This is a genomic window from Mesorhizobium sp. B2-7-2 (assembly GCF_006440775.1).
Taxonomy (GTDB): Bacteria; Pseudomonadota; Alphaproteobacteria; order Rhizobiales; family Rhizobiaceae; genus Mesorhizobium.
The window spans coordinates 412,795-426,108 of sequence record NZ_VFTZ01000001.1 but is presented as its reverse complement, the minus strand read 5'-3'; the positions used below and the strand labels follow the sequence as shown (position 1 = coordinate 426,108).

At 59.2% G+C, this 13,314-nt stretch carries 12 protein-coding genes; 4 read left to right on the top strand and 8 right to left on the bottom strand.

From position 1 onward, the window contains the following. Window position 1: 1 nt before the first annotated feature. Window positions 2-1,459 (bottom strand): NCS1 family nucleobase:cation symporter-1, encoded by a 1,458-nt coding sequence (locus FJ425_RS02130; protein ID WP_140695978.1) that lies wholly within the window; start codon window positions 1,457-1,459, stop codon window positions 2-4. A gap of 302 nt (window positions 1,460-1,761) precedes the next feature. Here FJ425_RS02130 and FJ425_RS02125 point away from each other — a divergent pair, with 302 nt between their 5' ends. Beyond that, window positions 1,762-2,064: a DUF982 domain-containing protein gene (locus tag FJ425_RS02125; RefSeq protein ID WP_095765383.1), complete on the top strand. Its 303-nt coding sequence runs from the start codon at window positions 1,762-1,764 to the stop codon at window positions 2,062-2,064. A gap of 83 nt (window positions 2,065-2,147) precedes the next feature. Here FJ425_RS02125 and FJ425_RS02120 read toward each other — a convergent pair whose 3' ends face one another. The 5 genes from FJ425_RS02120 to FJ425_RS02100 all read right to left on the bottom strand — a co-directional run bounded on the left by FJ425_RS02120 (window position 2,148) and on the right by FJ425_RS02100 (window position 7,187). Beyond that, window positions 2,148-2,450 carry an HlyD family secretion protein gene (locus FJ425_RS02120; RefSeq protein WP_246677857.1) on the bottom strand — a complete coding sequence of 101 codons (303 nt, stop codon included), beginning with the start codon at window positions 2,448-2,450 and terminating at the stop codon, window positions 2,148-2,150. A gap of 650 nt (window positions 2,451-3,100) precedes the next feature. Further along, window positions 3,101-4,138, bottom strand: coding sequence for a hypothetical protein (locus tag FJ425_RS02115; protein ID WP_140542374.1), 1,038 nt, complete (start codon window positions 4,136-4,138; stop codon window positions 3,101-3,103). Between the two features lie 285 nt (window positions 4,139-4,423). Beyond that, on the bottom strand, window positions 4,424-5,083 hold the full coding sequence (locus FJ425_RS02110) for a PIG-L deacetylase family protein (RefSeq protein ID WP_140627932.1): 660 nt from the start codon (window positions 5,081-5,083) through the stop codon (window positions 4,424-4,426). After that, complete coding sequence (locus FJ425_RS02105) at window positions 5,080-5,895, bottom strand: sugar phosphate nucleotidyltransferase (RefSeq protein WP_140627935.1); 816 nt, start codon at window positions 5,893-5,895, stop codon at window positions 5,080-5,082. The genes FJ425_RS02110 and FJ425_RS02105 overlap by 4 nt, the downstream gene beginning before the upstream one ends. Further along, window positions 5,892-7,187, bottom strand: a complete 1,296-nt coding sequence (locus FJ425_RS02100; protein ID WP_140542371.1) for a class I SAM-dependent methyltransferase — start codon at window positions 7,185-7,187, stop codon at window positions 5,892-5,894. Before FJ425_RS02100 ends, FJ425_RS02105 begins: the two co-directional genes overlap by 4 nt. Window positions 7,188-7,441: 254 nt before the next feature. Here FJ425_RS02100 and rfbC point away from each other — a divergent pair, with 254 nt between their 5' ends. Further along, on the top strand, window positions 7,442-7,999 hold the full coding sequence (rfbC, locus tag FJ425_RS02095; RefSeq protein WP_140627938.1) for a dTDP-4-dehydrorhamnose 3,5-epimerase: 558 nt from the start codon (window positions 7,442-7,444) through the stop codon (window positions 7,997-7,999). Here the strand turns inward: rfbC and FJ425_RS02090 are convergent. Together FJ425_RS02090 and FJ425_RS02085 are read right to left on the bottom strand one after the other, a co-directional pair. Next, window positions 7,988-9,301, bottom strand: coding sequence for a DUF4910 domain-containing protein (locus FJ425_RS02090; RefSeq protein ID WP_140627941.1), 1,314 nt, complete (start codon window positions 9,299-9,301; stop codon window positions 7,988-7,990). The genes rfbC and FJ425_RS02090 overlap by 12 nt on opposite strands. Before the next feature lie 10 nt (window positions 9,302-9,311). Further along, window positions 9,312-10,379 carry an SDR family oxidoreductase gene (locus tag FJ425_RS02085; protein ID WP_140627944.1) on the bottom strand — a complete coding sequence of 356 codons (1,068 nt, stop codon included), beginning with the start codon at window positions 10,377-10,379 and terminating at the stop codon, window positions 9,312-9,314. A gap of 434 nt (window positions 10,380-10,813) precedes the next feature. On the opposite strand from FJ425_RS02085, the gene FJ425_RS02080 reads away from it, so the two are divergent. Further along, window positions 10,814-12,334, top strand: coding sequence for a lipopolysaccharide biosynthesis protein (locus FJ425_RS02080; RefSeq protein ID WP_348643148.1), 1,521 nt, complete (start codon window positions 10,814-10,816; stop codon window positions 12,332-12,334). Then, the gene (locus FJ425_RS02075; protein WP_140627950.1) at window positions 12,331-13,275 is read left to right on the top strand and encodes a glycosyltransferase family A protein; all 945 of its coding nucleotides are present in this window, start codon (window positions 12,331-12,333) and stop codon (window positions 13,273-13,275) included. Before FJ425_RS02080 ends, FJ425_RS02075 begins: the two co-directional genes overlap by 4 nt. Window positions 13,276-13,314: the final 39 nt, after the last annotated feature.

The following is a 13,314-nucleotide window of genomic DNA, read 5'->3' as shown; positions in this document are numbered from 1 at the left end:
TTCAGGCCTTCGCCACCTTCGCGCCTGCACCGAGCGCCATTGTGCGCAGCACATAGTAGACGACGCCGGCGATCGCCACGCCGAAGAACCAGCCATAGACGCCCCACCAGGACGGCAGCCAGTTGGTGAAGTTGGGCAGGATCGAGGAGAAAATGGCGCCGATGCCGGCAGCGATGAAGGCGTTGACGTGCCACCCGCTCTGGAAACGGAACTCGCCATCTTCGCGATAGAGCGCTTCGACGTCGACCTCGCTTTTGCGGATCAGATAGTAGTCGACCATCATCACGCCGAAGATCGGTCCCATCGTCGCGCCGATGACGTTGACGAAGGAAGCCGCACTGCCTTCCCATGGCGCGAAGGGATAGAGCACCAGGGCGATCAGCGCCGCGATGTAGCCGCCCTTCTTGAAGTCGATCTGGCGCGGGAAGACGTTGGAGAAGTCGAAAGCCGGCGAGACGAAATTCGCCACGACGTTGATGCCCAGCGTCGCCACCGCGAAGGTCAGCGCGGCAAGCGCGGCAAGGAACCAGCTGTCGAACTTGGCCGAGATCTGGTCTGGATGCAGCAGCACCTCATGGTAGACGTCATAGGCGGCGATCGTCGTGACGCCGGCCACCAGCGAGAACAGGATGAGGTTGACCGGCAGGCCCCAGATGTTGCCCTTGCGCAGCGCCGCCTTGTCCGGCGCATAGCGGGCGAAATCGCAGAAGTTGAGGTAGAGCGCCGAGAAATAGGTCACCCAGATCGCCGCCACCGCGAACAGCGCGGTCCAGGATCCAGGCTCGCCCGGAACGCCTGCGTCCTTGGTCTTGTCCAGCAGCACATCCATCGGGATGTCGCTGGTGAAGGCGAAAGTGCCCGACTTCACACAGAGATAGATCGCCAGGATCAGCATCATGACCCACACGGCCGGGCCGGCCCAATCCTGGAAGCGACGGACGGTCTCCATACCCTTCTGGATGATCAGCAACTGCAGCGCCCAGATGATGACGAAGCAGATCACCTCGAGGGTCGAGTGTCCCAGAAGGTGCGAGCTCTTGTTGAACTCGTCGAACCATTGCAGGCGTGTCAGCAGCGCCACGATCGCGCCCGAAGCCGCGGCCGTCTGGGCGCCGTACCAGAAGCAGGCGACGATCGCCCGCACCAGCGCCGGGACGTTGGCGCCCCAGATGCCGAAGGAGGCGCGGGCAAGCACGGGGTAGGGCACGCCGGTCTTCACGCCGGCATAGCCGACCATATTCATCAGCGCATAGATGATCAGCGAGCCGATGCCGATGGCGATGATGAAGTTGACGAAGCCGCCGCAGAATAGAAACAGGCTTGCCGCCAGGTAGTAGCCCCAGAGGCTGTGGACGTCGGAGGTCCAGACGTTGAAGATCGAAAACGGTCCCCAGTTCCTGACCGTTGCGGGAGCCAGATCCTCATTGTAGAGGTCAGGCGATGCGCCTTGAATGGTCATTGCAAGTGTTCCCCTTTTTGCAAAACGCGCCCTCACGCGTTGACGCGGAGGTTAAGCCTGACGCAGGGTAACCGGCAAGCAACCCATTTGCCGGCTTTCGCCTTAAAGATATTCAATGAGAATCGCCGTTATCCGACGGCTCCAGGCCTGCATTGGCCGAGTCGCCAAGTGATTTCGCGCATGTCAGCGCGGGCCCGCGGTTTCGAACTTTTTCCATCGGCAACCAAATTTGTTTGGAACCAATTCGCGGGACGTGCGTTTAGTGCGGTTCGACTGCGCTGCGGTCGACCGGGAGGATAATTATGGATCGCTTGCATTTCTTTACCCCAGTGCGAATTGCGCGTGGGCAGGGATACCCTGTGGAGGAAGTCGATAGCGTCTCCGAGGCGATGGTATTCCTGCGGAAGTGGCCAACGGGACGACGCGGCCCGGTTTATCAATGCGCCCTGAATTGCTGCGCGGCGGCACTGTCGGGCAAGATGTCGGCCGAGGAAGCGCGCAAAGCCTTTGTCGGCTTTGCCCGCATCACCCGGCTGCTCGACGACGACATGGCGCTGCCGCTGGGCGGCGCATCGATGGACAATGTCCACGCCCTGAGGCGCTAGCGCCGTCACGCCCCTGCGGCTGCGCTGACAGATGCGACGATGAGGCGTCGGCTTATGGCCGGCGGCGGTGTGCTGTCGTCGGCTCAGTTTTCCTTGAAAGAGCGTGTGAGCGAAGCCTGCACCGGGGCCAGCATATAGTCGAGCAAAGTGTGCTCTCCCGTCAGGATCATGACCTCCGCCGGCATGCCGGGCGACAAATGCACGTCATGCAGCTCTGCGAGATCGGCTGTGCCGACTTTGACCTTGGCGAGGAAATAAGGCTCGCCGGTCTTTTCGTCCGTCAGCCGGTCGGCCGACACTGATGTGAGCAAGCCATGGATTTGCGGCAGATGCCGGCTCGGATAGACCGACAACACCACGCGGGCCGGCATGTCAGGATGTACCACATCGATATCCGCCGGCTTGATGCGTGAATCTATGACCAGATTGGCAGTTTGAGTCGGAAAGAGGCCGCGCGCTTCACCCGATCGGGTGAGGGACGCAATCACTGCGAGGTCGGCGTTCGGGTTAAGGCGATTTGCCTTCTCTATCGAGGCGGCTCGACATGTAAGGGCCGGTTTCGAGCCGGAAAGGATCGGGGTGGCGTGCCGGCTGGTCCGTCACTGCAAATTAAATATTCCGAATATTCAGCCCACCATCCGGTTCGCTACCGCGATCCTAGAAGTGCTTCCCGCGACGGATCTCGCCACGAAAAGCTCGGGATTCCCGGAATCGCTATTTCTCGCGAGAGTATTTTAGCTATCATTAATGTACGGTGGACTGAGTCCGCCGGGCGGCGTTCTGAAGCCACTTACCCCAAGAAGGACGCCGGCCGCTTTGCGTCTTTTGAAGCTAGACCCGTTGTCGCACTGGTGCGGCGGCGACAACGGGGCTGCTCTGTTACTTCGCTTGGCCAAGTTGGTGGCACATAGCCTTGCAGTGGAGCATTCTGCGACATTGGCTCCGATGGCGCCGCAACAAAAAGGTCCGTGTCTCAAGCGCATTGGTCTGAACGCGGGCCAGGAGCGCGAGAAGCGCGGCGCTTGCTGACCTCGAGTCAGTTGGGCGAGGGGCCGACTATTGAACCGATGCCGTCGCGACGGAGATCTGCTCCACGCCGCGCCATCTCGGCTGCCTTGAGACCGCCGACTAGCCTGCGGATCGTGGGATGCCAACCGAGAATCTCAGACGATACGCCGAGCTGGCCGCGCGCCGGCTTTCGCGGCGGCCAGACGCGAAGACCAAAGTACCGAGCAGCCAGGCGGTCGATCTCGCCGCTGAATTGAATGAGCAGGCTCCCATGAGCAGCTTCGAATACCCGGGCAAGGCCATTGATATCCATCGACGGTTTTTCCGCCGGCCGCAATGCCACCACGACAGCGTCCCACATTTCCGGCAGCAGCATCTGCGGGTGAGCAAACACTGTCACTCTCGCGCCTTGCTCGATCAGGGCATCTTCTATGTAGCGCCTGCAGGGGGTGTCGCACAGGAGAGCGATTCTCGTATCGCGGGGGTTTATGCCTGCATCGTGCAACAGTCGACAGCACAGCCGGGCTAAATCGGGATGCAGGTTTATGCTGGGATGCTCTAGATTTGGAGCGGCGACTTTGACCTGCATCTCGCTGCAGGCGTTTAGGTCCACCATCTCGGGAGAGAGTTCCCATGGCTCGGCCATTAGAGCTACGACTGAATTTGGTCGGAGGTACTCGACGGTCGACCGTGATATCGGCAGTGTCCGGGGACAACTCACAAGAATGTCGACGTCATTCCAGTGATGAGGATGCATTCGTCGCAATATCTCCAGCCTGGCCGAATGTCCGGCATCGGTGGCCAGGTCCAAGGCGTCCCAGGAGGTGGCTGGACTTCTGGCATGCTTTTTTCGCTCGGCTGTAAGCGCAAATACGCGTCGGGCGCCGGCGAGCGCTGCCGCGGTTGCCGTGATCGCCTCCGAGCCAAACCCAGCTCCAGTAACCACAACCTGTCCGTCGAGATCAAGTTGCAACGTTCCAATGCACTCGCGGATGGCATCGATGACCGACGCGACCTCGGTACCATGACCAGGATCTTCGCCCTCCGACTGCGAAGTGCTGTTCACAGAGTCCCCCCACGTGTCGTCATGGGGGTGGGTTCGCTCGCAGCGTGCATTCTCCATGCGGTTTGACCGATGATGTAGAGGCAACGTGCCGACTAGGGGTTGTTTGTAATTGTTTGCGCAACCGTCGTTCTATTGTAATCTTAGCAGTTGTTGCGACGGGTTTGCTGTAGGCAAAATCGCCTGATTTTGGCGAAAACGTGCACCACATTCTCGACCGACCTACCTCGTTTGGAGAGGGTCTGGCGCTCCTGCCTATCGCAATCCGTCGCATACGATCGTCCCGCTTCAGCCGAGGGACCAGGCGGCCTTTCGAACCACGAACCCCTCCGCAAATCCGTCCTTAGCGCGGCACTCCATGCCGCGCAGCCGTGCCAGACCACGAAACGTTTCGGCGTCAAACCAATCTTTGGACCGCTGACTGCCGAAGTGGGCAAGAAGCAATTCGATTTTGCGCTGCATTTGGGCTTCGGTCAGCGGCGTGTAGAAGTTTGGCTGACCCAGGTCGCCGTCCCATTTCGGGATCTCATATTCAAGAATAAGGTGATCCCGAAAAAGGTTCCAGGTGATCCTGTTGACCTCGCGATGATCCTGATGCGCATCATCCCGGCGGTGGGTGAAGATCAGGTCAGGCTTGGCTTTTTTGGCCTGGGACGCAAGCCATTCCTTGATCTCCCGCCCTTGGGTCGGAAAGTAGCTATCATCGAAGTCTGCAATCATCACGGTGGGATCTGTGACCCCTTCGAGGAAGCTATGCGCCGACGCGCGAGCCTCCTCGCCCCGGGCTCCGCGCCCGCTTAACACAATCCAGTGCACGTCAAGCTTCGCGCCGCTGGCAACAAGGGACAGAAGGGTCCCTCCCGCGCCGATCTCGATATCGTCGGAATGGGCGCCAAGACAAAGCACGCACAGACTCTCCTGCATGCCTGCGAGCGACAGGGCCCTCATGATCTGGCGACTGCGAGTCCAGTATGACCGGACCGCTCGCGCATCTGCCGGTTCCAGGGCATGTTGCCTTTTTCGACCATGTCCTCGAGCACCTGCCAGTCGCGCAATGTGTCCATGGCGCGCCAGAAGCCATTGTGTTTGTAGGCCATCAGCATATTGGCCTCAATCAGCCTCCGGAAAGGCTCAAGCACGAGTTCTTCGCCTTCGCGCATGAAATCGAAGATTTCTGGCCTGAACATAAAATACCCGCCATTGATCCAGATATCTGAGCTCGTGGAACTGCGGAACTCACGGACGTGGCCGTCCTCGGCGATATCCGCAAAATGATAGGTGACCGGCGGGGGCACCGCGAGGAAGCAGGCGACCTTTCCGCTCGCGCGGAACTTGCGCTCCATGTCGTCGAGGTCGACGTCCGTGAGCCCGTCGCTGTAGTTGGCAAGGAACATGTCCTCGTCCCGAACCAAATCACGAGCGGCCCAGAGCCGTTCGCCGATGTTGCGCCAGATGCCAGTGTCAATGAGAGTGACTTGCCAACCCTTGTGACTGTCATCCAAGAGCCTGACATCTCGACCGTCGCCGGTTACCACGCAATCAGCGAACATCTGCGGCCGGCTGTTGAGAAAGAAATCCTTGACGACGTTTGCCTTGTAGCCAAGGCAAAGGATGAAGTCTTCATGCCCGTAGTCGCTATAGTATTGCATCACATGGCGCATGATTGGCTGCGGGCCGAGCGGGATCATCGGCTTGGGCACCGCTTCGGAATAATCGCGAATGCGGGTACCAAGCCCGCCGCAGAAAAGAACTACTTTCATGGCCGGTACTCCGCGGGATCGATCACCTTGACGAAGGGGATTGGCACGACGAATTTCGCGCCCCATGCCGCCACGTGCGACATCTGTCTCACGATCTCGTCCTTCAGGTTCCATGGCAGGATCAGGATGTAGTCCGGCTTAGCCTCCTGGATGGCTTCGACGGGCTTGATCGGAATGTGCATGCCGGGCGTGAAGCGTCCGTGCTTGTAGGGATTCCGGTCGACCGTGAAATCCAAAAAGTCGGTGCCGATCGCGCAATAGTTAAGAAGGGTGTTGCCCTTGCCGGGCGCTCCATAGCCGCAGATCGTCTTGCCTTCGTTCTTCGCCGAGATCAGGAAGCTGAGTAGGGCGCGCTTGGCGCCATAGGCGCGATCGGCGAATGACGTGTAGGTCTGCATCTGCCTGAGGCCGGCGGTTGCCTCTCGCTCGATCAGTCCAGCCACCGCCGGCGACGGGCGATAGACGCTATCTGCCCGCGCCAAATAGACTCGCAGCGAGCCTCCATGCGTGGGCAGTTCCTCTACGTCGAAGATCTTGAGGCCGTGCCTTGCGGCCACCACGTCGATCGTCGTGAGCGAGAAATAGGAGAAATGCTCGTGATAGATCGTGTCGAATTGGTTTTCGTCGATGAGCCGCTCAATGTGCGGGAATTCAAGGGTGACCACACCCTGCGGCTTGAGCAGTAGCACGATGCCTGCCACGAAGTCGTTGAGGTCTGGAACTTGCGCGAGAACATTGTTGCCGATGATGAGATCGGCCTGCTTGCCTTCGTTGATGAGTTCGCGCGCCAGGCGTACACCGAAGAAGGCGACACGCGTCGGCACGCCCTTGGCGATTGCAGCTTGCGCGACGTTCGCCGCAGGCTCGATGCCAAGTGTCGGAACCCCCAGCGGCTGAAAATGCTGCAGCAGATAACCGTCATTGCTGGCCAGTTCGACTACCAGGCTGTCTTGTCGGAGCCCGAAGCGCGCCGCAGCGTAATCGCAATAGCGTTTCGCATGCGCGACCCAACTTGCGGAATAAGATGAAAAATATGCGTACTCGGTGAATATCTCTTGCGGAGTAATATGCTCCGGCAGTTGCACTAGGAAGCATCCCTCGCAAGCCATCACGTGAAGCGGATAGTAGGCCTCGACGTTGCCCAGGCGGTCCGGCGATATGAAGCTTTCGCAGGGCGGCGACATTCCCAGATCGACAAATGTATGACGAAGAGGCGCTGCACAGAGCCGGCAACGTCGCTCGTGTTCGACGTCCACCTGTTGGCCGCGCGCGTCGGCTGAATGAAAATTCATCAGACCCAACCCCGGATTTATCTGCAGTGACCTTGAACCAGTCGGCGAGAGCCGCTGACTTGGTATTCTGAGAGATAGGTTAGTCAAATCGAATGAGGCTCAGCCTAGGTTGATCCAGAAGAGGTACGCGGACGCCCTTTTTTTGATCATGTATTCTTGAGTGGACAGCAGTTTGTGTATGACAACAGCAAGATAGCTTTGCTGCGATGCATCGCCGGCAGTTTAGGCTGAGGCTCGTCAAAAGGAGCTTTCGAGTGCGTTTTCATCCGTCTTCGCTCAGCGGACCAATGTTGGTCGAGCCGGAACCCATCTGGGATCAACGCGGGTTTTTTACCCGTACCTTCTGCGTTTCCGAGTTTGCCGGCCACGGTCTGACGACCAGCTTCGTCCAGCACAGCATGTCATATTCGCAGCATACGCACACGTTGCGCGGTATGCACTTTCAGAATTCGCCTCATGCGGAGGTAAAACTGGTAAGTTGTATTGCGGGCTCTATTTATGACGTCATTGTCGACCTGCGCCCACAATCGCCAAGCTACCTGAAATGGGAGGGATTTGAGCTGACGGCCAGCAACCGCCGCATGCTCTACATCCCCAGTGGCTTTGCCCATGGCTTCCAGACACTCAAGCCCGACTCGACGGTGAGTTACATGATTTCCGAGTTTTATACGCCGGGGGCGGCGAGCGGCTTACGATTCGACGATCCATGCCTGGCGATCGACTGGCCTGCTCCACCCAGCATATTGTCGGATCGCGACAGGCATTGGCCGCTGCTCACGGCCGAAGCGCGTCGCACGGAGCTACTGAGCTGACAACAGCCCATGTTCGCGTAAAAGTCGGGCGGCGGCAGCGATCTCGGCGAACGGAAGTCCGGATCGCTCGGCTATCGCGAGCAACGAATTGCTGCCGTCCGCTAGGTTGAGAACCCATAGGATTGGCATCGCCCCATGGCTGGAAGCGTGAAGGCCTCCAAGCGCTGCGTATAAGCCGCGCCTGCCAAGCTGAGGTTCGCCCTTGGGGCTGAGGTTGAGAGGAACCCAGTCTTCCTCGACGACGTCGATTACGCCCGCAAGCATGTCGTATGAATGGGCCAGATGCTCCGGACGAATGAAATCGAGATCGTCGGCGGAGGTGTGGTATTGCGGAAAGGTGCCGTGGGCACCGCGTTGGAATAGGCCGACTGGCATGTTGAAGCCGGGCGAGCAGAACTGGCGCTCGTCGTAGCCGTACGGACTAAAGTCGATCACCTTTGCGGATTGGCCCGGGAGATGGGAAAGGACATGTTCCATGGCTCGGTCGATGAAGGCATCACCGCGCCGGCTGCGTTTGTAGGTAGGGCCCTGGCCATCGCCGACGCACGAGACCACAAGGCCGTGGTCGATCCGGGGGATTCTGTCCTCATTGGCCGCGAGCCATGCCAGGGAACCGATAGTTCCGGGAATGAAAAGGAAGCGATAGCTATAGCGTGTCTGACGCGCGCGGAGCTTTCCTGCCAATACCGTCAGCAAAGCCAGGCCCGAGCAATTGTCGTTCGCCATTGAGGGATGGCAGATGTGGGTGGTCAGCAGGAACTCCCGGTCGCTCGTTCCGCCATGGACATATTCACCATATGTCAGCGCGCCTTGCCTGAGTTCGCTGTCGATATGAACGCGATAGCGACCCTCCGGAAGGGACGTCAGGAGATTGTGCGACATGCAGAATCCCCACCGTTCCGCATAGTATGAGGTACGGTAGGGGATAAGGTCGGGTTGCTCCGGTATCGTGAAAACATGCTCCTTCAGCTCGGCGAGGCTCACCACCTTGTCGACCGGAACGCTGTAATTCAGGACATGGAGATTGGAGTGCCGGAAATCGACTATCCGGTTACCTTTTTCGTCGTCGATATAGGCCTCACGGATGATCCATTCTTTTGGTATCACCCAATCGAAGACGGGCGTTCCCGTTGCAACCTCGTGCACCTCGATCGGCAGGTGCCGTGACAAAACGCGCAGCGTCTCGCGAACACCGGGACCAGTGATGCTGCGGGCGATCGGGAAAAGTTCTCTGGCAAGTTCGTAAATCTTCTCGCCTAGTCGGGCAGAAGTATTCACCAGTTGTTGAGCGCCATCATCCATATCGCCGTCGTTATTGTAGCATCGCTGCCGGAATTTTTGCCTGGCTGTGCGTCAGGCGACGAAGATCATGAGCGATCACGCCAGTCGCCATCAGGTGCTTGATATGGGCGATCCGCTGATAGCGCGGACCTTCGAATTCACCGGGCGTCAGTCGCGATGACTTGAGAACGCTGAGAAGTTGCTCAGCCCCGCTTCGAGCGTTGTGGCGCGGCAAAGCGTCAGGCAGGACGCGGGCAAGCTTGCTGAAATTGACACGATACGAGCGCTTGTCCGGTCCCGCGTCGCTGGCGAAGGTGAGTTGGCAGCCGGGGACGACTTCGGTGACGATCTCCGCGATGTCGCGGATCCGGTAGTTGTGCTCCGTTGACCCGACGTTGAACGCCTGGTTCCAGACCGCTTCGGTCGGTGCGGCAAGACCTGCGACGAAGGCTCGGGATATGTCCTCGACATGCACGAGCGGTCGCCAGGGCGTTCCGTCCGATTTGAGATAGAGCAGCTTTTCCGAAACGGCCCATGCCATCAGGTTGTTGAGCACGACGTCGAAGCGCAGGCGAGGCGAGACGCCATAGGCAGTCGCCGGCCGGAAATAGACGGGGCAGAAATCACCGTCTGCCAGTGCTGATATGTCCCGTTCCGCCAGAACTTTGGATTTTCCATATGCCGTGACGGGATTGAGGTCACCGGTCTCATCGATCAGGTCGCTCTCGGATACCCCGTAGTTGCTGCAGGAGGAGGCGAACAGGAAACGTCGCACGCCGGCTTCCTTGGCAACCTGGGCTATCCGGACGCTTCCGCGGTGATTGATCGCGAAGGTGATGTCGGGGTTCAGGTTGCCGAGCGGGTCGTTGGAAAGCGCTGCAAGGTGGATGACGGCCTCGACGTTGACGAAGTCGTCGTGGCTCGCATCGCGCACGTCCTTGCAAATGCTTGGAATGTTGGTGAGCTTGCCTGCGGGGGCAAAGGTGCACCGCTCGTACAGATTGGCATCGTAACCTATGACGTCGTGCCCCGCAGCGATCAGCATGGGCACCATCACAGAGCCGATATAGCCTTGATGGCCCGTGACCAGAACTCGCATTGTTCCTCCTGCGGAATGCATGGCGCTGTTCGACCTTCGCACGATTTTGTCCCGAGGCTACTGACCCAATCGGATGAGGGGTTTAGGTCTGTCGGCCATGCGCGCAAATTTCCGGGCTTGATAGCGTCTCTACGTCCTGTGCTCGCCGTTCTGGCCAGCTGCGGGATTTTACGGGCAAAGAAGCCGGACGCGCCCCGCACTTCACCGGGCCGGAGAAGCGCCCGGATACATCGCCCACCCCGGGCCGCATTGCTGGCTCTTCGGAACTAATTCAAACGGGCATCGACTAATCACAATTGATATCGGCACACGCGCTGTGGAGGGGTGCCCGGCACGAAGCGCGAGCCATAAGCTGGCGTCGTCGTCTTGGTGGGCTATCTCACGCCCTCCTGTGATTTGGCTATGGCACCGTTACGAGTCTCGGACCGTACGGCATCTTCTTTCTGGCGGGGAGTTCGAAGCTGGACGAACTGAAAGGAAAATCGCTGCGGGGTGCGTTTGCGAAGCTTTGCGGACAAGGGATTTCCTTTGTTCTGCGGCTCGGCTTTGTCGCCGCAATCGCACGCCTCCTGGAACCGGCGGATTTCGGGCTGGTCGCCATGGTAACGGTGGTTACCAGCTTCTTCGACCTGTTCTCCACCGCCGGACTCTCGGCAGCGACGGTTCAAAAGGCCGACATCAGCGATCAATATGTATCGACCCTTTTTTGGGTCAATGTGGCCGTCGGCAGCATCCTTGGCGTGCTCTGCCTCATCGCCGCGCCTTTCCTCGTCGCTTTCTACCAGGAGCCTCGCCTGCTTCCGGTGACCGCCGCGCTGGCGGCCGGCTTCCTGTTCAATGCCGCCGGGGTGCAGCACCTTGCGCTTCTGCAACGCTCGCTGCGCTATGGGGCCCTGGCTGTCATAGAGACAATTGCCCAACTGGCCAGCATTGCGACCGGGCTTGGAATGGCGTTCTATAGCTTTGGCTATTGGGCGCTGGTTGGCGCTGCACTCGTTCAGCCTGCGACGACGACCCTTCTTATGTGGCTTTCGATTTCCTGGCGTCCGGGAAAGCCCGGTAGGCTCTCCGATGTTCGGTCCATGCTAAGGTTCGGGGCCACGATCACGTTCAACAATCTGGTCGTCCATCTGGCCTATAATTTCGACAAGCTGATGATCGGGCGCTATCTGGGGGCAGACGCCCTGGGCATTTATGGGCGAGGCTATCAGCTCATCAATATACCGAACACGACCTTGCTGTCAGCGGTCGGTGGAGTGGCCTTTTCCGGCTTGTCCAGGCTGCAGGGTGATGCGGTTCGCTGCAGAGCGTATTTCCTCAAGGGATATACGCTCGTCAACAGTCTTACACTCCCAACGACAATGTTCTGTGCAATCTTCGCGGACGAGATCATCACCGTCGTCCTTGGGCACAAGTGGCATGCTGTAGCGCCGATCTTCCGTTTGCTCGCCCCCACGATCCTGGTTTTCGGGATCATCAACCCAACCGGATGGTTCCTCCAGTCGACGGGTCTCCAGGGACGCAGTCTCAAGATGGCATACGCCATCGCTGTGCTGGTCTGCCTGGCCATCATCATAGGTCTACCTTACGGAGCCAACGGCGTGGCTCTGGGCGTTTCTGCGGCCATGACCGTGTGGGTGGTGCCGCATATTGTCTGGTGCGCGAAGGGCACGCTTCTGTCGCCTTTCGATCTCTTTGCCGCGATCTGGCGGCCATTGCTGGCCAGTATCGTCGCAAGCGGTGCGGGACTGGAGGCAGCGTTCTACCTGGGGCCGTCGTCCACGCCGCTCCTTCGGCTTCTGATGGGCGGGATGGTCATGGGCGCGGTCTACGCCTGTCTGCTCCTGTTCGTCCTCGGCCAAAGGAAATTTTATGTGGATGTCCTGGCGGCGTTGAGACCCGCTTCGCCGGCTCGAATTGCCGACACATCCGCCAATCTCGGAGCAAGCAGATGAGCGAAAATGTTCCACGGCTGAGTATCGGCCTTGCCGTCCGCAACGGAAAAGGGTGGGTGGAAAATTGCATAGATTCCATCCTCGGCCAGGACTTCGAGGGCCTCGAGCTGGTTGTTTCCGACAATGCATCTGACGACGGAGTGACAGAAACACTTGCAAACTACGCGCGGGCCGATGGGCGCATCCGATTGAATGTCAATCCTTCGAATATTGGGATCCATCAAAACATGAACCGTGTGCTGCGCCTGGCGCGTGGCACATTCTTCCGCTGGATCAGCGCCGATGATTGGCTCGAGCCGGGCTATCTCTCGAAATGCGTGAAGATGCTTGAAGACCGGACTGACGCAATTGGCCTGACCACCGGCTTCACCGTTTACTCGCCCGAGGGGGCGGCGAGATGGGAGGACTACCGGGGGGAATTTCCAAGCTCCGGCGACGCAGCCCAGCGGTTTGAAAGGATGTTGTGGTTCTACCATGCCGGCGACGCCAAGTATGACCCGATCTACGGCATGTACCGACGCTCCCGGCTCTTGGAAACGCGCATGCTTCGCCGCTCCGAGCAGGCGGACTGGCTCATATGCGCCGAACTGGCGCTGACAGGGCCAATCATTCACATCCCCGATCGGCTCGCCAACCGTACGCAGAAGCCGCGTCGCGGCCTCGACCGCGTTGCATTCCGCCGACGTCTTGATCCCATCAGCAGCGAAGAACTCAGAACCTGGCCGTCCCGCACCTATCGCGACCTCCGCGATATCGTTCTGGAAGCAAAGCTTACCGAGGATCAGTTGCGTCGATGCGAAATGGCGCTTCGCCGCTTCTGGGCGAAGGAAACAATCAGGGCCGGACGGGCGCAATTCTCAGATTCAAGGCTTTTGCTGCTCAGGCGCTTGCGTGGAAATCAGGGACGCTTCCTGTCATCGACACCTGTGAGTCAAGACTAGGAATGGGCGATGGTGCAGTCCGCGGACATGGAGGCCGGC

Bases quoted from the DNA above. Each gene is read 5' to 3' on its own strand.
- FJ425_RS02130 (WP_140695978.1), bottom strand. From the start codon at position 1,459: ATGACCATTCAAGGCGCATCGCCTGACCTCTACAATGAGGATCTGGCT.
- FJ425_RS02090 (WP_140627941.1), bottom strand. From the start codon at position 9,301: ATGGATGATGGCGCTCAACAACTGGTGAATACTTCTGCCCGACTAGGC.
- FJ425_RS02125 (WP_095765383.1), top strand. From the start codon at position 1,762: ATGGATCGCTTGCATTTCTTTACCCCAGTGCGAATTGCGCGTGGGCAG.
- FJ425_RS02100 (WP_140542371.1), bottom strand. From the start codon at position 7,187: ATGAATTTTCATTCAGCCGACGCGCGCGGCCAACAGGTGGACGTCGAA.
- FJ425_RS02110 (WP_140627932.1), bottom strand. From the start codon at position 5,083: ATGAGGGCCCTGTCGCTCGCAGGCATGCAGGAGAGTCTGTGCGTGCTT.
- FJ425_RS02105 (WP_140627935.1), bottom strand. From the start codon at position 5,895: ATGAAAGTAGTTCTTTTCTGCGGCGGGCTTGGTACCCGCATTCGCGAT.
- FJ425_RS02085 (WP_140627944.1), bottom strand. From the start codon at position 10,379: ATGCGAGTTCTGGTCACGGGCCATCAAGGCTATATCGGCTCTGTGATG.
- FJ425_RS02075 (WP_140627950.1), top strand. From the start codon at position 12,331: ATGAGCGAAAATGTTCCACGGCTGAGTATCGGCCTTGCCGTCCGCAAC.